At 40.7% G+C, this 18,698-nt stretch carries 15 protein-coding genes and 4 tRNA genes; 7 read left to right on the top strand and 12 right to left on the bottom strand.

From position 1 onward, the window contains the following. Positions 1–11 precede the first annotated feature (11 nt). The 7 genes from tsaE to orn form a co-directional block, all read right to left on the bottom strand. Positions 12–470: a tRNA (adenosine(37)-N6)-threonylcarbamoyltransferase complex ATPase subunit type 1 TsaE gene (tsaE, locus tag J8L86_RS06475; protein WP_211029394.1), complete on the bottom strand. Its 459-nt coding sequence runs from the start codon at positions 468–470 to the stop codon at positions 12–14. A 171-nt stretch (positions 471–641) separates the two neighbouring features. Continuing rightward, positions 642–1,097, bottom strand: a complete 456-nt coding sequence (locus J8L86_RS06470) for a hypothetical protein (RefSeq protein WP_055024974.1) — start codon at positions 1,095–1,097, stop codon at positions 642–644. 1,053 nt (positions 1,098–2,150) lie between these two features. Continuing rightward, positions 2,151–2,226, bottom strand: a tRNA-Gly gene (locus J8L86_RS06465). 23 nt (positions 2,227–2,249) lie between these two features. Continuing rightward, positions 2,250–2,325, bottom strand: a tRNA-Gly gene (locus tag J8L86_RS06460). A 92-nt stretch (positions 2,326–2,417) separates the two neighbouring features. Next, positions 2,418–2,493, bottom strand: a tRNA-Gly gene (locus tag J8L86_RS06455). A gap of 91 nt (positions 2,494–2,584) precedes the next feature. Beyond that, positions 2,585–2,660 (bottom strand) — tRNA-Gly (locus J8L86_RS06450). Between the two features lie 128 nt (positions 2,661–2,788). Then, positions 2,789–3,334: an oligoribonuclease gene (gene orn / locus J8L86_RS06445; protein ID WP_211029386.1), complete on the bottom strand. Its 546-nt coding sequence runs from the start codon at positions 3,332–3,334 to the stop codon at positions 2,789–2,791. 113 nt (positions 3,335–3,447) lie between these two features. Here orn and rsgA point away from each other — a divergent pair, with 113 nt between their 5' ends. The 5 genes from rsgA (at position 3,448) to J8L86_RS06420 (ending at position 10,336) form a co-directional block, all read left to right on the top strand. Next, complete coding sequence (gene rsgA, locus J8L86_RS06440; RefSeq protein WP_065109428.1) at positions 3,448–4,503, top strand: small ribosomal subunit biogenesis GTPase RsgA; 1,056 nt, start codon at positions 3,448–3,450, stop codon at positions 4,501–4,503. A gap of 62 nt (positions 4,504–4,565) precedes the next feature. Further along, positions 4,566–5,426 (top strand): archaetidylserine decarboxylase, encoded by an 861-nt coding sequence (asd, locus tag J8L86_RS06435; RefSeq protein WP_192021588.1) that lies wholly within the window; start codon positions 4,566–4,568, stop codon positions 5,424–5,426. A 36-nt stretch (positions 5,427–5,462) separates the two neighbouring features. Next, positions 5,463–6,350 carry a DMT family transporter gene (locus J8L86_RS06430; RefSeq protein WP_211029384.1) on the top strand — a complete coding sequence of 296 codons (888 nt, stop codon included), beginning with the start codon at positions 5,463–5,465 and terminating at the stop codon, positions 6,348–6,350. A gap of 52 nt (positions 6,351–6,402) precedes the next feature. Continuing rightward, the gene (locus tag J8L86_RS06425; protein ID WP_065109427.1) at positions 6,403–9,606 is read left to right on the top strand and encodes a mechanosensitive ion channel domain-containing protein; all 3,204 of its coding nucleotides are present in this window, start codon (positions 6,403–6,405) and stop codon (positions 9,604–9,606) included. A gap of 4 nt (positions 9,607–9,610) precedes the next feature. Continuing rightward, positions 9,611–10,336 (top strand): glycerophosphodiester phosphodiesterase, encoded by a 726-nt coding sequence (locus J8L86_RS06420; protein ID WP_065109426.1) that lies wholly within the window; start codon positions 9,611–9,613, stop codon positions 10,334–10,336. A 67-nt stretch (positions 10,337–10,403) separates the two neighbouring features. Here J8L86_RS06420 and J8L86_RS06415 read toward each other — a convergent pair whose 3' ends face one another. After that, on the bottom strand, positions 10,404–10,736 hold the full coding sequence (locus J8L86_RS06415) for a DUF3392 domain-containing protein (protein WP_055023426.1): 333 nt from the start codon (positions 10,734–10,736) through the stop codon (positions 10,404–10,406). Positions 10,737–10,781: 45 nt separating this feature from the next. Between J8L86_RS06415 and J8L86_RS06410 the strand changes: the two genes are divergently transcribed. After that, the gene (locus J8L86_RS06410) at positions 10,782–11,708 is read left to right on the top strand and encodes a D-2-hydroxyacid dehydrogenase (protein WP_065109424.1); all 927 of its coding nucleotides are present in this window, start codon (positions 10,782–10,784) and stop codon (positions 11,706–11,708) included. Between the two features lie 617 nt (positions 11,709–12,325). Then, positions 12,326–12,520 carry a bacterioferritin-associated ferredoxin gene (locus tag J8L86_RS06405; protein ID WP_055023428.1) on the top strand — a complete coding sequence of 65 codons (195 nt, stop codon included), beginning with the start codon at positions 12,326–12,328 and terminating at the stop codon, positions 12,518–12,520. Between the two features lie 127 nt (positions 12,521–12,647). Here the strand turns inward: J8L86_RS06405 and parC are convergent, their stop codons facing one another. The 4 genes from parC to J8L86_RS06385 all read right to left on the bottom strand — a co-directional run bounded on the left by parC (position 12,648) and on the right by J8L86_RS06385 (position 18,674). After that, on the bottom strand, positions 12,648–14,939 hold the full coding sequence (gene parC, locus J8L86_RS06400) for a DNA topoisomerase IV subunit A (RefSeq protein ID WP_055023429.1): 2,292 nt from the start codon (positions 14,937–14,939) through the stop codon (positions 12,648–12,650). Further along, positions 14,939–16,039 carry a PQQ-dependent sugar dehydrogenase gene (locus J8L86_RS06395; protein WP_055023611.1) on the bottom strand — a complete coding sequence of 367 codons (1,101 nt, stop codon included), beginning with the start codon at positions 16,037–16,039 and terminating at the stop codon, positions 14,939–14,941. The genes parC and J8L86_RS06395 overlap by 1 nt, the downstream gene beginning before the upstream one ends. A 116-nt stretch (positions 16,040–16,155) precedes the next feature. Next, positions 16,156–18,042 (bottom strand): DNA topoisomerase IV subunit B, encoded by a 1,887-nt coding sequence (gene parE, locus J8L86_RS06390; protein ID WP_055023430.1) that lies wholly within the window; start codon positions 18,040–18,042, stop codon positions 16,156–16,158. Between the two features lie 56 nt (positions 18,043–18,098). Further along, complete coding sequence (locus J8L86_RS06385; protein ID WP_055023431.1) at positions 18,099–18,674, bottom strand: YqiA/YcfP family alpha/beta fold hydrolase; 576 nt, start codon at positions 18,672–18,674, stop codon at positions 18,099–18,101. Positions 18,675–18,698: the final 24 nt, after the last annotated feature.

Below are 18,698 nucleotides of genomic sequence, written 5' to 3'. Positions count from 1 at the left end.
TCAAATCATTATTATTTTAATTTAGCGACAACTTGCTGCCCAGCAGGTGTCAACCCGTTTAACTCAACCAGTCTCTGTTCACCTTGATAACTCAAATGAATACTAATATCTGCATCAGGTAACAAACCATGGCCTCTATCTGGCCACTCAATAAGACTCAGGCTTTTTTCTGTAAAGTAATCTCGAATCCCCATAAACTCTAACTCTTCAGGGTCAAGCAATCGATACAAGTCAAAATGAAAAATATCCATCCCTTTTAACTCATACGGTTCAACAAGTGTATAAGTTGGGCTTTTAACATTGCCCTCGTGCCCCAAGCTTTGAATCAAACCACGGCTTAAGGTCGTTTTACCCGCGCCTAAATCTCCAGTTAAATAGATAACCAGTGGTGCACTCACCCACAGTGATAACTCATAACCTAGTTCAATTGTTGCTCGCTCATCTGGGAGATTTTTTTTTATCGAAGTCATGTTAACTTACCAGCACTTGGGGGATTAATCATATAAAAATGTCATCTTAATCAGAATAATGCACTCCGTGATTAATTGACGCAATGTAAACCGCTGAAAATAGTAAAGCCAGCTTGCTAGCTGGCTCTAATTAAAAATATTAACATAAAATCGAAATGGGAAAAATAACTGTTAGATATCATCCATTCGCAAAGCACTATGCACTAACCTTTTTTGCTGAGTTTGCTCAACTCTAACCAAATCAAGTAAAGCTTCTTTAATTTCGGTTACGGCAGTGCTATTTGCTGTTTTTTCCAATAATGCGATTAGACGGTTTTCAAGATCTAAATGAAGCTCCAACACATCATCTTCAGTCATATTTGCTGGTAGTAATGATTCATTACAACGTTTTTTGAAGTCTTCGAATGTAATATCTTTATACCATGTATCTAACATGCGGCTTGGCGCTTCATCGATATAATTTTCAATACTGTCATGAACATGCTGTTGATGCTGCTGAAGATATTCCAACATCATTTTCACTCGAGTCGAGTCTGCATTACGATGCAATTGGCCATAAAGTTGTTTCATGTCTAAGCGTGATTTAGCTATAAAATCAAGCAACTCACTTAGTTGTTGGATACGCATAATAAACACTCCACTCATAACTGCTCTGTCAGCAGTTTTTAGAATTAATTTGTAAAAGCTTGTATTTATTATGGTTGAAAATAAAAAAGGAATACTTGAGCAAGCTCATATTTTACATATAAAAGACAGGTAAATTAGACAATACAAATAAACAAAGTGTCTCTGCTAAATATGAGGCACTATCAAACAGGTGACCAAACAGGTGGCATAAATGCGCTATTTACGTCTAAAAAAGGCTTGATGTTGCATCAATCAAATAGCGATCACTTTACAGGTTAAAGCATTAATTCATTTTTGTTTGGAGATAAGCACTGGAATTTTTACGAAGAGAAGTTTTAGAGCGACCTAATATGTTCAAAAAGAGTGGTTCGAACTGATGACCTATATCTTGGCAACAAGAAGGTATCACTACGCTAAAAGCGCAACTGAGCTATTTTTATTTGGACATTGTGCTTGGAAACTTTACCTAGAATAGATAGCTTGGAATAAATTGCTTTGAGTATACAGATGGGGAAAGTTTGGAGCGACCTAATATGTTCAAAAAGAGTGGTTCGAACTGATGACCTATACCTTGGCAACAAGAAGGTATCACTACGCTAAAAGTGCAACTGAGCTATTTTTATTTGGACATTGTACTTGGAAACTTTACCTAGAATAGATTGCTTGGAATAGATTGCTTTGAGTATACAGTTGGGGAAAGTTTGGAGCGACCTAATGTTTTCAAAAAGAGTGGTTCGAACTGATGACCTATACCTTGGCAACAAGAAGGTATCACTACGCTAAAAGCGCAACTGAGCTATTTTTATTTGGACATTGTGCTTGGAAACTTTACCTAGAATATATTGCTTGGAATAGATTGCTTTGAGTATACAGATGGGGAAAGTTTGGAGCGACCTAATATGTTCAAAAAGAGTGGTTCGAACTGATGACCTATACCTTGGCAACAAGAAGGTATCACTACGCTAAAAGCGCAACTGAGCTATTTTTATTTGGACATTGTACTTGGAAACTTTACTGGAATAAATTGCTTGAAATACACATATGGGGGAAGTTTGGAGCGACATATCAGGTTCGAACTGATGACCTATACCTTGGCAAGGTATCGCTCTACCAACTGAGCTAATGTCGCCTTACAAAACTTGCTATTGAAATTGGAGCGACATATCAGGTTCGAACTGATGACCTATACCTTGGCAAGGTATCGCTCTACCAACTGAGCTAATGTCGCATCTTGTTACGTTATCAACACATTTGGCAAGGTATCGTTTGAACCAGAGCCAACTGAGCTAATATCGCATCTATATTTCAATTTTTAAAATTTGGAGCGACATATCAGGTTCGAACTGATGACCTATACCTTGGCAAGGTATCGCTCTACCAACTGAGCTAATGTCGCATCTTGTTGCGTTATCAACACATTTGGCAAGGTATCGTTTAAACCAAGGCCAACTGAGCTTATGTCGCATTTCAAATTTTATATTGAAAATTGGAGCGACATATCAGGTTCGAACTGATGACCTATACCTTGGCAAGGTATCGCTCTACCAACTGAGCTAATGTCGCATCTTGGTGCTGCAATTTTCAATCTTCAACTTCATTCAGCAATGAATCTTGCTGTAAAAAGTTGAGGCCGCATTATATGTAATATTCACTACACTGCAACCCCTAATTTAAAAAAAAAGTTCGTTTGCTTAAATTTTAAATACTTCTTGGCGATAAAACTGCAATTCAGCAATGGATTCCTTGATATCTTCCAATGCTTGATGGGTATTCTTCTTACTAAAGCCTTTCATTACTTCAGGCTTCCAACGATTAGTCAGCTCTTTAATTGTGCTCACATCGATATTGCGATAATGGAAGAAATCCTCTAATTCAGGCATGTATTTATTTAAGAAACGGCGATCTTGACCAATGCTGTTACCACACATAGGCGACGCGCCTTTCGGAACATATTGCTCTAAAAACTCAACAGTGGCTTTAATTACATCTTCTTCAGAATATTGACTGTTTTTAACCCGTTCAATCAATCCGGATTCACCATGATGCTTTTGATTCCAATCATCCATGCCATTAAGCACGTCATCAGATTGATGAACAGCCATCACTGGGCCTTGGGCAATTATATTCAATTCTTGATCTGTCACTATCGTCGCAATTTCAATAATTCGATCGACACTGGGCTCTAAACCCGTCATTTCTAAATCAACCCAAATCAGATTACTCGAGTTTACAGCCATAATATCTGCCTTATTCTGTCAAAAGCCCTAAATTCAGGCTTTTTTATTAAAGAGGGTGTATCATACTGTTTTTTTATACGACAAAAAAACACCTAATTAATGAAGATTCGCCTGTGAGTAAAAAGAAACCGCTAAGCCAAAGTCAAAAGCGCCGAATGCGCGACAATCAAAGTAAACGCCTTAAGCGTAAAGACAAACCTGATACGGCTAATGATTTACAGGATAGTCTACTTGGGCCAGAACAGCAGGGAATCGTAATTTCCCGTTTTGGTCAACATGCAGATATTGAAACTGAAGATGGCATCGTCGCCCGTTGTAACCTTCGCCGAAACATCACCAGTCTAGTGACAGGTGACAAGGTACTCGTGCGTCTTGCGACAGAAACCGATCGTGGTATTGGTGGCATTGTAGAAGCGGTTCATCCGCGCACATCTTCATTAACTCGCCCAGATTTATATGACGGCGTAAAAATCATCGCGGCCAACATTGATCAAATACTGATTGTTTCTTCAATATTGCCGAGTTTTACGACTCAAATTATCGACCGCTATTTAGTTGCCGCAGAAGACACTGAAATTCCACCTGTCATCATTCTTAATAAAATGGATTTATTAAATGATGATAACCGAGAAGAAGTCGAACTGGCTCTTGAGCGATATCGGCAAATTGGTTATCCAGTCTACATGGTGAGCAGTCATACTGGTGAAGGGGTAGAGCAAATAAAATCCCTTCTGTCTGATAAAATCAGTGTGTTTGCAGGTCAATCAGGCGTAGGGAAATCATCCCTTATTAATGCCTTGATGCCAGATGCTGATCTACAAGTAGGTGATGTTTCAGACAATTCCGGCCTTGGTCAACACACTACTACTACCGCAAAATTATTACATTTTGAAAGTGGTGGAGACTTAATCGACTCACCCGGTGTACGTGAATTTGCCTTGTGGCATTTGCCTGCTCCACGTGTTGGCTGGTGCTTTGTTGAATTCAGAGATTTTATCGGTACTTGTAAGTTTCGCGATTGTAAACACGGTAATGATCCCGGCTGCGCCTTGCAAGCCGCCTTAGCAGATGGGAAAATAACCGAAGATAGATTTAATAACTATCATCGAATCATTGCTAGCCTTGACGAGCAACGTCACGCCAGACACTTTAGAGCTGACGATCTTTAATTCAGTATTGCTGAAAATGACTATTTACACTCAAGATAAAACTAACTAATAAGGGTATTCAATTGGATTCTGTTAAAATTGCTTTGCAATATATCTTACCTAAACATTTACTGTCACGTTTAGTGGGTAAACTTGCAGCCGCTGAAGCGGGAGCAATTACCACCGCTGGTATCAAATGGTTTATTAAACAATATAAGATTGATATGTCAGAAGCTGCAGAAAGTGAGCCTGAAGCATACAAAACTTTCAATGCCTTTTTCACTCGCGCATTAAAACCTGGTTTACGCCCAATCGTTGCAGATGACAAAATCATCGCGCATCCTGTAGACGGTGCCGTAAGTCAATGTGGTCCAATTGAAGCTGGAAAAATTGTCCAAGCTAAAAACCATGATTACACCACACTTGCTCTATTAGGTGGTCAGCAAAAAGATGCTGAACGTTTTACTGGTGGTGACTTTGCGACGATTTACCTTGCACCAAAAGATTACCACCGAATCCATATGCCAATAACTGGCACTTTATCTAAAATGACTTACATACCTGGTGAGTTGTTTTCAGTAAACCCATTAACAGCGCAAAATGTACCTGGGCTGTTTGCTCGCAACGAACGTGTCGTCGCTATTTTTGAAACTGAAGTAGGTCCATTAGCAATGGTGCTAGTTGGCGCAACAATTGTGGCCAGTATTGAAACCATTTGGGCAGGTACTGTTACCCCACCATGCGGCAAGCAAGTATTTACATGGGATTACCCAACTGAAGGACCTGAATCATTAACACTTGAAAAAGGTGCTGAAATGGGTCGTTTCAAATTAGGTTCAACTGTGGTCATGTTGTTTGGTCAAGATGCCATTGATACCTTTGCTGAAGGTGTTGAGCCAACCGAAACAACCCGTATGGGACAAGCTTTCGCACACCTCAAGTAAGCGAATCAGCACGTAGTGACTGTAAAAGGCCCCGAAATGAGTGGAACATCAACGACCGCTCATTCAACTCAAAGCGGACTCATGCAGTTGCATATAGCCGTGTTACTTTTTGGTGGCACGGCGTTATTTTCTAAAATCATTCCTTTAAGTGCCCTCGATATTACCGTGCTTCGCTGCGCCATCGCTTTTTTTGTATTGGCTGTGATTGTAAAAGTTAACCAACAACGTTTGTTGCTTTCACATGTTCAGGATTATTTTATTGCCTTAGGGCTTGGCGTATTAGTTAGCCTACATTGGGTAACTTATTTTGCCTCAATGCAGCTAGCTTCCGTCTCAATCGGGATGATTGCTTTTTTCACCTATCCTGTGATGACAGTCCTTGTCGAGCCAATTTTTAGTCAAAGTAGATTACGTAAGGTTGATGTTCTCTCTGGCATCGCTGTTTTAACTGGCGTAATCATGCTAATACCAGAGCCCAATTTAGAAAACGATGTTACCTTCGGTATTGCTTTAGGGATTATCTCTGCAGCCTTGTTTACAGCTCGTAATATTTGCCATAAACAATATTTCTCTCGCTATAGCGGCCCCCAAGCCATGTTTTATCAAACCTTGATTGCCGTCATTGTACTTGCACCATGGTTAGAAACCGATATCACATCAATTAGTGCAGATATTTGGTTATCTATTGTCGTCCTAGGGGTGTTTTTTACTGCTGCACCACACGCATTATTTGCATCATCACTGCGGAGTCTAAGTGCTAAAACTGCTGGGCTAGTCTCATGCCTACAGCCCTTTTATGGTACCTTGTTAGCCATCATATTGCTCAATGAACAAGTGAATATGAATACAGTAATTGGCGGAATGATTATCTTGCTCACAGCAATCTTCGAAACTCTGCAAAATAACAAAAAAAATAAAGCGTAAACTCAGGTTTTTGTTACCATTGTATTAGTCTCTCACAAGCAATCTCTTTTCTATGTTTCGTATTGCGGTTTTTCTACTTTGCTTTTGTACTTTCTTTGCTTCTGCAAATTCTCCGTTGCAGCTTGATAAACGCTTGGGCTTTTCCCAAGGTAATAATGCTAATCAAGTCATCGACATTCCAACTCAAATCGACAATGTTAAAGCCAGCATCGAAAAACTGAATGATGAAGAACAAAGCTATCTTGAACTTGAACAAAATAGTGAGACAACCCTTGAGCAATTAACTGCTCAAATCAATCAACCAGCGCCCGAAGTATTCGTTGATAGTAAAATTGACATCAGCCAGCAAGCATCGATGGCTTATTATCATTTGTCTGAGCAAAAACAATCCGAAAATGAACTCAGTAAACAATTACTCAGCTTAAGTAAAAGACAGCAACAATTACCTAGCTTAATTCGTCAGGCTAAAGATGCGCTTAATCAGTTCAAGCGCACTCAATTAGCACCAGTTGATACCCCATTAGGTCAATTACATGTGTTGCAAGGTCAATTATTAGAACAACACATAGCAACTTTATCAGCCGAGCATGCAAGCAGCCCTAAACAAAAGCAAATCGCGCAATTGCAGCTGCAGTTACTGCGCATTGAGCATGCTCAGCAAGAAAAACTGATTGAAGCGCTCAATAAACAAAATAGTCGTCACCGCCAACAACAAGCAGCAAATACCATTGCGAATAACATCATCGATGAACAGCAGCTTGCCGATGTTGTTTCGCAAGAAATCAGTAATAAAAACCAACAATATGCTCAGGAGCTTATCCGTATCACAGATAGCATAAGCGCCGTTATTAGCTTGCAAGAAAAAACCGAAAGACAATACCAAACCCATGCATTACAGCTCGCCAATGTCGAAGAGCAAATTACGTGGGTTGAAACGAATTCCGCCTTTGGTGACCGCTTTTTGCAAATGTTGCAATCACTCCCAAAACCTCCGAGTCAAGATGCCTTGCTGGCCGAAGTCGCCGACTCTAGACTAAAGCGTTATCAAGCTGAGCAGCAAAAAGCCTTAAACAAACAGCAGCTCAGTAATCAAGATTTTTTAAATAACACCCAAATTAAGCTATTGGAATCACAGCAAAGTTTAATAGAAGAACTGGTACAAAATTATGATGTTTACCTAAATGAACAAGCTAAACTGCGAAATAGTTATGAGCAGCTCAACCAAATATATTTAGAGCTTAAAAACACCCTAAATGAACATTTATTTTGGGTACCGAATGCGGCAGGTATTAGTGGTTTATGGCTGATTGATTTGAAAAATGCCACGGTGTGGATGACACAAGCACAACAAAGAGAAAAGTTAAAACAGGCTTGGCAATCGCAAAATATTTACTGGGCGTGGTGGGTCATCATCTTGATCTTATGTCTAATGGCTCAAGATTTACTAACCCCCAAGTTTAACCAAACAATGGAACGCTATGGACAATATGTTGGTAATGTAACTCAAGATAAGTTTATCTATACCGCTAAAACATTAGTTTTATCTTTAGTTTATTCATTATTAAAGCCGCTGCCTTTATTGCTTGCAGGCCTTATTTTATTCTCTTCAGAGTTAAACTTTGTCCACGCCATTGGTGTGGGTGTACTGTCTATCGGTTGCAGTTACTGGGTCTATCGTTTCTTCGCCCTATTGTCATTAGATAACGGGATTATGATCAGTCACTTTAGACGACCACAACCCCTTGTCAGGCGTATGCAAGAAAAAGTCTTACGCTTTATTCTTATCAGCTGGCCACTTATCGGCATTATGGGCTTTACTGAGGCCATAGATACTTCGTTAATCCGCAATAGCATTGGTCGCGGCGCCTTTTTACTCTTTACCATTACGTTATTGGTGCTCTACCGAGACTTGTACGCATTTATCACTGACTATCGTGAAAGCGCAAATGACGGTAAAAACATGAAGCTGCTAAATAAGCTCATGTGGGCATTCTTAATTATCGTGCCTTGCGGATGTGTGGTGCTAGCTACCGTTGGTTATTACTTCAGTGCGTTCCAAGTGTTACTGCAAGTGCAGTTGTCATTGCTGTTAGGGCTTGGATTTTTACTGCTTTATCAATTAATCAAACGCTGGATGTTAATTGAGCGTCGATTAATTGCTTTTGACCGTGCTAAAGCTCGCCGTGCTGAGCGTCTCGCCCAACGAGAACGTGGTGAACTCAATCATGCAGCAGACGCTAATGAAAATTACGAAGAGCCAATTGTTGACTTAGAAACCATTGCAAGCCAATCCTTAGGCTTGGTTCGATCATTATTAATTTTGGCATTTTTTGGCAGCCTATTAGGCTTAATTTCACAAACTCATACTGCATTATTTTCATTCTTAGATGGAATAACACTGTGGAATACTCATTCCGTAGTCAATGGCATTGAACAACAAGTCCCCATTACACTGAAGTCGATATTCTTCTCGTTCATTATTGTTGGTTTTTCGGCCATGATAGCCAAAAACCTGCCCGGCTTATTAGAGTTAACGATTCTGCAGCGTTTAGAGTTAACTCCAGGCACTGGCTTTGCGATCACCACTGTCAGCAGCTACCTTGTGGTATTTATTGGCCTTCTGGTTGGTTTTTCTACCATCGGTGTTGAATGGTCAAAACTACAATGGCTTGTCGCGGCATTATCGGTTGGTTTAGGCTTCGGATTACAAGAGATTTTTGCCAACTTTATTTCTGGCTTAATTATTTTATTTGAAAAACCAATCCGAATTGGCGATACCGTTACGATTCGTGACTTAACCGGTACCGTCAGTAAAATTGAAATACGTGCTACTACTATTGTTGACTGGGATAGAAAAGAAATTATTGTGCCCAATAAGGCATTTATCACAGAGCAATTAGTCAATTGGTCACTTTCAGATCCTATAACCCGTGTAATCGTCAGTGTGTCAGTACAGCGAGACGCTGATCCATCAAAGGTTGAAGCGTTATTACATCAAGCGGTACGTGAGTCAGAATTGTCCCTTAGCTTCCCTGAGCCTGAAGTCTGGTTTGCGGGATTCGGCCAACACACCCAAGATTATGAAGTCAGATCTTATGCTAAGGACATGAATGATCGCTGGCCTCTTCGACACAGTCTGCATAAACGCATTTGTAAGAAGCTAAAAGAAAACCAAGTAGAGTTGGCGTATCCACAGATGGAAATCCATATCAATAATGGCCAACCTCGTGATATTAATCAGATAATTAAAGGTTAACTCAATGCTAATTTTTGCCCACCGCGGCGCTAGCGGTTATGAAGTAGAAAACACCTTAGCAGCAATGGAAAAAGCATTACAACTAAATGTGCAAGCCATTGAATTAGACGTATATAACGTTGAAGGTGAGCTTTATGTTTTTCATGATAGACGCCTTGAAAACAAAACTTCCGGCAAAGGTTTAGTTCATCTAAGTCGCAAAGAGACCATCAATAAAGCCAAGATAAAGCAACATTCAATTCCGACATTTTGGCAAGTGATGAGCCTGATAAATGGTCGATGTATCGTCAATATCGAGCTTAAAGGCTATCACACCGCTATGCCAGTAATTGAAATGTACCCTGCACTTATTAGCCAGTTAAACTTTACTCAAGCGCAATTACTCATTTCATCGTTCAATCAACCGTACTTAGCGCAAGTTAAACAACATCTTCCAGAGGCAAGAGTCGCCCCAATTCTCTCTGGTGTCCCGCTCAATTATGCGGAATCCGTTACACAGTTAGGCGCCTACTCCATTCATGTGGATATTCATTTTGTTACTCATGAAATGGTGAAAGATGCACATCAACGAGGGGCTAAAATATATGTATACACGGTTGATGTCCCTGAAGACATCCAGGCATTAAAAGCCTTAGGCGTTGATGGTATTTTCAGCAACTTTCCCGATAAAGCCGCAGATGCACTTTTGAGTCAAAATGCTAATGAAGATCATCAACATTGGTTTGGATAAGTTAGCGCATGGGTTATGAGTGCTTATTTAATATTTAGGGTTTAGGGATTAGTTTTAGAGTTAAGGCTCACACTTGCCTATTTCGCTGCGCCCAAGCACCAATAGCGAAAAAGATACCTATGACCAGTAACAGCATCCATTGCGAAGGCATGCTACGGAGTTGACCTGCGAGCCAAGGACTAATACTAACAATAGCCAAACCGTAACCAAAAGCATTGATCATAACAAATGCACTTGTGCGAACAAAAAAGCCACTGCCGGCTAACGATTTGCGTAATATACGGTTGATGTCGGTCGCAAAGATAACAATCGCGCACGCCACAAGTGCAGTGGCAATTTCACTCATCCAAGGGTGAAGCATTGCACCAATTTTAGCTAGAAATGCTATGATTTGATTCATTAAACAACCTCAATTTATGTCAATAAAAACGTACTGGGAAACCATATGGCACACAAACTTCTACTGTTAACTCAAGACAATGATAAATACCGTCAACTGCTGTCGCTTTGCCAATTACCTGAGTTAACCATTCTAGGAGATGATCCAAGCAGTATTTGTGAAGCCGATATCTGGTTTGCTGAGCCTCAACTGGCAGCCCCACTGCTCAATTTAGGTTCTGAACTCAAGTGGATGCAATCGACTTTTGCTGGCGTTGATAAACTCACTGGCTCAAGGCAACGCCGCGATTATGCTCTCACGAACATTAAAGGTATTTTCGGACCACTAATGAGCGAGTATTTATTTGGCTACCTATTAGCTCATCAGCGTGAACATGCAAAATATAAACAACAACAGCAACAACAACAATGGGCTCCAGGTAATTTCCGAACCTTACAGGGTCAACATTTACTGTTATTAGGCACTGGCTCCATTGCGCAGCATATTGCACAAACAGCCAAACATTTTGGAATGACAGTAACAGGCCTAAGTAAAAGTGCCGTCAGTAAACCCTATTTTGATCATATTGATACTATCGAGCAGCTTGCAACTTATTTACCCAAGGCACAAGCTATAGCGAGCATCTTACCTAGCACGCTAGATACAGAGAATTTATTAAATGCCGACATGCTAGCCATGCTACCTCCAGAATCTGTGCTCTTTAACTTAGGAAGGGGTAATGTGCTTGACCTTGATGCTCTTGCAAAACAGCTCAAAAAACAATCCAAACAACATGCGGTACTTGATGTCTTTAATCAAGAACCATTAAGCAGTGAGCACCCCATTTGGCAATGTCCTAATGCCATAATCACCCCGCATATCGCTGCGCCAAGTTTCCCTGAGCAAGTGGTCGAGGTCTTCGCTGATAACTATCGTTTGTGGCGACAACAGCACCCGCTAAAACATCAAGTCGACTTTATAAAAGGTTATTAGGGCCAATTGTTCTTTCAAGGTTATTTTTGCAGCGAATTGTTGGCCATTTATACAAGGAAGAGACTTTGTGGTGTAGTTATTCTACATAAAAAGTCAATAACGCAGTAAAAATGGCCAACAAACGCTACCCAAAGGGTTCGAGTAAAAGCGTTTTACTTTTTGTTGGATGAATTTTGCTTAGATAACTAGGCATCAATCCATCCGCCTCAATTAACACACTTTTATTTCGAACAAAACTTAACCAGCAAAGTTCAACAGGCCCTAGTTAATGCTGATACTTTCAGCTTCAAAGCCTTGTTTGTGACCACATAATGAGACCGAATATTCACCTAAAGTGCTAAACCTACTTTTTGTAAGTTCCCACTTTGAGTTGCTTAACGGTTTACTACCGTTTGCATGCGGCACCCTAAACTATTTCACAACTCGCGTTATCACTGAGTTTGTGAGCTATTTAACAGTTTGTAATAACCATTACTTTTACTCCTCAAACTTATTTAGTCAAAAAAGTTATTAGCAATGAGAACTGTTTTCATTTACAATTGCGTTATAGTTAATTAAGCGCAAAATCTTTTGCAATAAAGCAAAAGACACGCAGTCAGAATAAATGAAGAGGCTTTATGTACGTTTGTCTTTGTCACGGCATTACTGATACCCAAATTAGAGAAGCAGTCAGCAAGCATGGCGACAGCTCTTTAGCTGACGTTAAAAAGCGCTTAGGTGTGGCTGATCAATGTGGTAAATGTTCGCGTATGGCAACTAACATCATTAAAGCTCAAGTGGATGTTGAACCAAACTTCTACGAAGTTGCATAAGGTCTAACACTACCTTATTCAAGCAGATTTGATATCAATCAAATTCATAAAAAAATGCAGCCTAAGGGCTGCATTTTTTTATCTCGAGAAAGTCGCTCAATGATTCACTATCATTGAGCTTATAGTCTTACTCAGTCGTTTCAACTTCTGTTTCAGTTGCTTGGTTACCTAACTCGATTTGCACACTATCAACGCGTTGAAGACCTCTAGGCAATTTAGCGCCTCGACGGCCTCTTTCACCGCGGTAATGCTCAAGATCAGATGGTTTCAAGGTCAACTTACGTTTACCAGCCCACAAGGTCACTGAGGCATCTTCAGGGATAATATCTAAATGGATGAGTAACTCTTCACGGCTCTTCGAACGATCCGTCGGAATACCTATAATTTTATTACCTTTACCTTTCGATAATTGCGGTAAAGCATCCACATCAAATATCAGCATTCTGCCTTCATTGGTAATCGCAATAATAGACTGTGTTACGCCTTTATTAACAAGTTTAGGCATTAGCGATTGCGCATTTGCTGGGAGACTTAACAAAGCTTTACCGGCTTTATTTCGGCTCACCATATCTGCATACGAACCAATAAAGCCATAACCGGCATCACTAGCTAATAAATAACATTGCGAGTCTGTGCCAAGTAGTACATGACGCATAACTGCACCTGGCGATAAATTAAATCGAGTGGTAATTGGCTCACCCTGACTTCTCGCAGAAGGTAAAGTATGGGTATCTGTAGCAAAAGCCCGCCCAGTCGAATCAATGAATACGCTCGGTTGGTTACTCTTACCGCTCGCACTGCATAAGAATGCATCACCTGATTTGTAATTGAGTGCTTCACCGTCGACATCGTGACCTTTAGCACAACGCACCCAGCCTTTTTCAGATAACACAACAGTCACAGACTCAGCAGGCGTCAATTCTTGCTCTGTTAATGCTTTAGATTCTATACGCTCAATGATAGGTGAACGTCTATCATCACCAAACGTTTCACCGTCTTGAATCAGTTCTTTTTTAACTAATGTTTTTAAACGTCGCTCAGATCCTAAAATTAACTCTAGTTTGTCACGCTCAGCAGCCAACTCTTCTTGTTCAGCTTTAATTTTAAATTCTTCAAGTTTAGCTAGATGGCGAAGTTTTAAATCTAAAATGGCTTCAGCTTGCTTTTCTGATAACGCAAAGCGAGACATTAACTCCGCTTTGGGTTCATCATGAAAACGAATAATCTCGATGACTTCATCGATATTCAAAAACGCAATCATTAATGCATCAAGAATATGTAGTCGAGCGAGTACTTTATCGAGCCTGAATTGCAAGCGACGAGTGACTGTCGAAATACGATAGGTTAACCACTCAGTTAATAGCTCTTTTAAGCCTTTCACTTTTGGACGGCCATCAAGACCCAGTACATTCAAGTTAACTCGGAAGCTTTTCTCAAGATCGGTAGTGGCAAATAAATGCGCCATCAACTGATCACAATCAACGCGATTTGAGCGAGGAACAATCACTAACCTTACCGGGTTTTCATGATCTGATTCATCTCGTAAATCCGCAACCATAGGCAGCTTTTTAGCCTGCATTTGATTCGCGATTTGTTCTAGAATTTTACCACTGCCAGCTTGATGAGGTAGTGCACTGATAACGATTTCACCGTTATCATTATCGTATACTGCGCGCATTTTGATAGAGCCACGACCGGTTTCATAGATTTTGGCAATATCTTTACTTGGTGTGATGATTTCTGCATAGGTTGGGTAATCAGGCCCCGGAACAAACTCCATTAAGCGCGCTAAATCAGCCTTAGGATTTTCCAGTAACTCCACACAAGCCGAAACTAACTCTCTGGCATTATGTGGCGGAATATCGGTTGCCATACCTACTGCAATACCCGTGATACCGTTTAATAAGATATGAGGTAAACGAGCGGGTAGTGACTTAGGCTCTTTCATTGTGCCATCAAAGTTAACACCCCAATCAACCGTACCTTGACCTAACTCTGATAATAGCACTTCCGAAAACTTTGACAGTTTTGCTTCGGTATAACGCATTGCAGCAAATGATTTAGGATCGTCCGGTGCACCCCAGTTTCCTTGACCGTCAACTAACGGGTAGCGATAGGAGAAGGGTTGTGCCATTAACACCATTGCTTCATAACATGCACTATCACCATGTGGGTGATATTTACCTAACACATCGCCGACTGTACGGGCTGATTTCTTATGTTTAGATTGAGCGGATAATCCTAACTCGCTCATGGCATAGATAATACGACGTTGAACCGGTTTTAAACCATCGCCAATATGCGGCAAAGCGCGATCCATGATCACGTACATTGAATAGTTTAAATAAGCCTCTTCAGTAAAGCGGCGCAGAGGCATTTGCTCTACACCATCGAGGCTTAATTCAATCGCATCACTCATTATTTCGTATCCTGTGATTGTTCTGTCGCTTTATAAAATAAGCGATAAATATTGCCCTTTAAGTCATCAGAGATGAACATTGCACCATCAGGCGCATTAATCAGGTCATAAGGTCTAGCAACGGGAAATTCTCCGTCTAAAAAGCTTACCACTCTTTCACGCTTAATAACTTGGTCGTCATCAAGAGTTAGCATCACAACCTGATAGCCAATCTTACTCGAGCGATTCCAAGAGCCATTTTCGGCAACAAAAAGTTGGTTATGGTAACGCTCAGGAAATAACTTGCCTGAATAAAAAAGTAAGCTGGTTGGCTTAACATGTGCGGGGAGTTCAAACTCAGGCGTTGTTACGTTTAAGTTATCAGGCTTTTTAAAAGCAGGTTCAGCGACATCGGTTCCATGCACATAAGGAAAGCCAAAGTGGCTACCTTTAACATCGATGCGGTTAATCTCATCGGCCGGCATATTGTCGCCCATCCAATTTCGGCCTTGATCAGCAAACCATAATTGTTTGGTACTCGGTGCCCAATCAAAACCGATAACTCGACGTAAGCCAGAAGCAACTTGTTCTGTATCGCCAGAATCAAGGTCGATGGCAAGCATACTGCCAAAAGGAGCTGGCGCTTCACAGACGTTACACGGAGAGCCGATTGAGATGTAAAGGCGACCGTCAGGACCAAATTTCATGCCACGAGCATGTTTACGCTCTACACTCGGTAGGCCCGAGTACACTTCCTTAGGGCGTCCAGGTCGGCGCAATCGATTCTCAATATCTGGGTATCGAAGGATGCGATCTTCATCGGCAACATACAAATCGCCCTGATGAAAAGCAATGGCTTCAGGATACTCTAACCCTTTACCGATTAAATATCGCTTATTCACCTGACCGTCATTATCTGAATCGACCAAGGCATAGATAGTGCCACTCTTTTTAGAGCCAACAAATAACGTGCCTTGGCTGCCAATTGCCATCTGTTTAGCGTCGCCTAAATCAGAAGCATATAAAGTGAGTCCAAATCCTTTGGTAACAGTAATCATCATAGGATCGGCAGCAAAAGCTTTTGCTGCAGCAAATTGAGCCAATGCGAACACTGATATCATTTTCAGCGCATTTGACACCAACTTTGTATCCATTTTAATTATTATTTTCGACATTATATTTATTCTTTTGCCCTATTTTAGCGCCGCATCAATTAGCTAACATAATCCTTGTTGGCTTATAACTCTGCTAAGTCACCCTTCGACTCTAACCAAACTTTACGGTCTGGCGAACGTTTCTTAGCAAGTAACATATCCATTAATGCCATGGTGTCTTCATTATCATCAATTGTGAGTTGCACTAGACGGCGAGTATTCGGATCCATTGTTGTTTCTCTTAATTGCAACGGATTCATTTCACCCAGACCTTTAAAGCGAGTCACTTGGACTTTGCCTTTTTTCTTTTCTGCAACAATTCTGTCTAATATACCGTTTTTTTCGTCTTCATCTAAGGCATAAAAGACTTCTTTGCCTAAATCGATACGGAATAATGGCGGCATAGCAATATAAACATGACCTTTCTCAACAAGAACTCGGTAATGCTTCATAAATAACGCACACAACAAAGTCGCAATGTGAAGTCCATCAGAATCCGCATCCGCAAGAATACAAATCTTACCGTAACGTAACTCAGAAATATCCTCACTGTCAGGATCACAGCCAATTGCAACTGATATATCATGTACTTCTTGTGACGCTAATACTTGCGAAGCATCTACTTCCCACGTATTTAAGATCTTACCTCGTAGCGGCATGATAGCTTGAAACTCTCTGTCTCGAGCCTGTTTTGCACTACCGCCTGCCGAATCACCCTCCACTAAGAATAACTCACCACGCATTGGGTCTTGGCCACTACAGTCGGTCAACTTACCCGGCAACGCTGGGCCTGAAGTGACTTTTTTACGAGCGACTTTTTTTGCAGCTTTTAAGCGACGCTGGGCATTGCTAATACACAACTCAGCGAGTAACTCAGCTTGCTCAGTATTCGAGTTCAACCATAATGCAAACGCATCACGAACAATCCCAGAAACAAATGCCGAGCTTTGACGGCTCGATAGTTTTTCTTTTGTTTGCCCTGAAAATTGTGGGTCTTGCATCTTTATCGATAAAATAAAAGACGCTTTATCCCAAATGTCTTCAGGAGATAACTTAAGCCCACGCGGGACAAGGTTTCTGAATTCACAGAATTCACGCATTGATTCTAATAAACCTTGTCTAAAGCCATTTACATGGGTACCACCTAAAGGTGTAGGAATAAGGTTAACATAGCTTTCATAAATGCTATCCCCGCCTTCTGGTAACCAAGTAATGGCCCATTCAGCAGCTTCAATTTTGCCTGTGAAGCTGCCAATAAATGGCTCTTGTGGTAAAAGAACCGAATCTTTAACCGCTTCTTTCAAATAATCGGTTAATCCACTCTCATAAAACCATTCATTCACTTCACCATTTTGCTTGTTAGTGAATTTAATTCTTAAGCCTGGGCAAAGTACTGCCTTTGCACGTAATTGATATAAGAGTTTGGTAATAGAGAAATTGCCAGAGTCAAAATAGCTAGCATCTGGCCAGAAATGAACACGGGTACCCGTATTACGGCGACCACAAGTGCCTGTGACAGTGAGGTCTTCAACTTTTTCTCCGTTCTCAAATGCCATTTCATAAACTTGAGCATCACGTCTAACACTGATTTCAACTCGGGTTGATAAGGCGTTGACAACAGAAATACCAACACCATGCAAACCACCCGAAAATTGATAGTTTTTATTAGAAAACTTACCACCGGCATGAAGCTTCGTTAGAATCAACTCGACACCTGGGATCCCTTCTTCTGGGTGAATATCGACAGGCATACCACGACCATCATCGGTCACCTCTAATGAGTTGTCAGTATGCAAAATCACATCAATTTTAGAAGCATGACCCGCTAAAGCCTCGTCGACACTGTTATCAATGACCTCTTGGCCTAAATGGTTTGGTCGGGTGGTATCAGTGTACATACCTGGACGGCGTTTTACAGGGTCGAGTCCATTAAGAACCTCGATTGCATCAGAAGTGTATTGATTGGTCATAGTCCACACATTTGGTCAATTATCAGCCCAACATATGGGGCTAATATAAAAACTGTTTAAGAAATTTTTAAAAAGTCACAAATCTTATCTAGCTGATTTTTATAGCCAATAAAACTGTGGTCACCGCCTGGCTCTAAATGAAGCTCACAACAGTGATATTTCGTTAATGCTTGACGATAATCTAACACTTCATCGCCAGTTTGCAAAAATACTAGAAAACGGTCGGGATGTTTAATGACTTCGGTATTGAATTCAGCCACATCATTTTTATGCTCAGGTAGCACTTGATAGTGCTCATCAGTATAAGGGTTATATTGCGGTCCAAGAAACTCATCGAATAACTCAAATGGTGTGACAGCAGGATTAATCAGCACTGCTTTACCACCATATTTTTCAGCTAAATAACTCGCAAAATAGCCACCCAATGAGGACCCAATAAAACACAAAGACTCTCCTTCGTTTATTGCTTGTTCCACAATACCACATAACAAGGCCATCGCGGCTTTTGGCGATGAAGGAAGTTGAGGTTGAATAAATGATAAATCTGGAAAACAGCGCTGTATATAGTGTGCCGTTTCGATTGCTTTGTCAGACTGAGGAGAACTATTAAATCCATGTATATAGAGAAGCATATTTCCTCTCGAAGTGATTAACCT

The organism is Shewanella sp. MMG014, assembly GCF_018100775.1.
In the GTDB taxonomy this organism is placed as follows: Bacteria; Pseudomonadota; Gammaproteobacteria; order Enterobacterales; family Shewanellaceae; genus Shewanella; species Shewanella japonica.
The sequence above is the reverse complement of the archived record's forward strand: the minus strand, read 5'-3'. Positions and strand labels throughout refer to the sequence as shown.

Coding starts and splice junctions, on each gene's coding strand:
- tsaE (WP_211029394.1), bottom strand. CDS start 470: ATGACTTCGATAAAAAAAAATCTCCCAGATGAGCGAGCAACAATTGAA.
- J8L86_RS06470 (WP_055024974.1), bottom strand. CDS start 1,097: ATGCGTATCCAACAACTAAGTGAGTTGCTTGATTTTATAGCTAAATCA.
- orn (WP_211029386.1), bottom strand. CDS start 3,334: ATGGCTGTAAACTCGAGTAATCTGATTTGGGTTGATTTAGAAATGACG.
- J8L86_RS06430 (WP_211029384.1), top strand. CDS start 5,463: ATGAGTGGAACATCAACGACCGCTCATTCAACTCAAAGCGGACTCATG.
- J8L86_RS06425 (WP_065109427.1), top strand. CDS start 6,403: ATGTTTCGTATTGCGGTTTTTCTACTTTGCTTTTGTACTTTCTTTGCT.
- J8L86_RS06420 (WP_065109426.1), top strand. CDS start 9,611: ATGCTAATTTTTGCCCACCGCGGCGCTAGCGGTTATGAAGTAGAAAAC.
- J8L86_RS06415 (WP_055023426.1), bottom strand. CDS start 10,736: ATGAATCAAATCATAGCATTTCTAGCTAAAATTGGTGCAATGCTTCAC.
- J8L86_RS06410 (WP_065109424.1), top strand. CDS start 10,782: ATGGCACACAAACTTCTACTGTTAACTCAAGACAATGATAAATACCGT.
- J8L86_RS06405 (WP_055023428.1), top strand. CDS start 12,326: ATGTACGTTTGTCTTTGTCACGGCATTACTGATACCCAAATTAGAGAA.
- parC (WP_055023429.1), bottom strand. CDS start 14,939: ATGAGTGATGCGATTGAATTAAGCCTCGATGGTGTAGAGCAAATGCCT.
- J8L86_RS06395 (WP_055023611.1), bottom strand. CDS start 16,039: ATGATATCAGTGTTCGCATTGGCTCAATTTGCTGCAGCAAAAGCTTTT.
- parE (WP_055023430.1), bottom strand. CDS start 18,042: ATGACCAATCAATACACTTCTGATGCAATCGAGGTTCTTAATGGACTC.
- J8L86_RS06385 (WP_055023431.1), bottom strand. CDS start 18,674: ATGCTTCTCTATATACATGGATTTAATAGTTCTCCTCAGTCTGACAAA.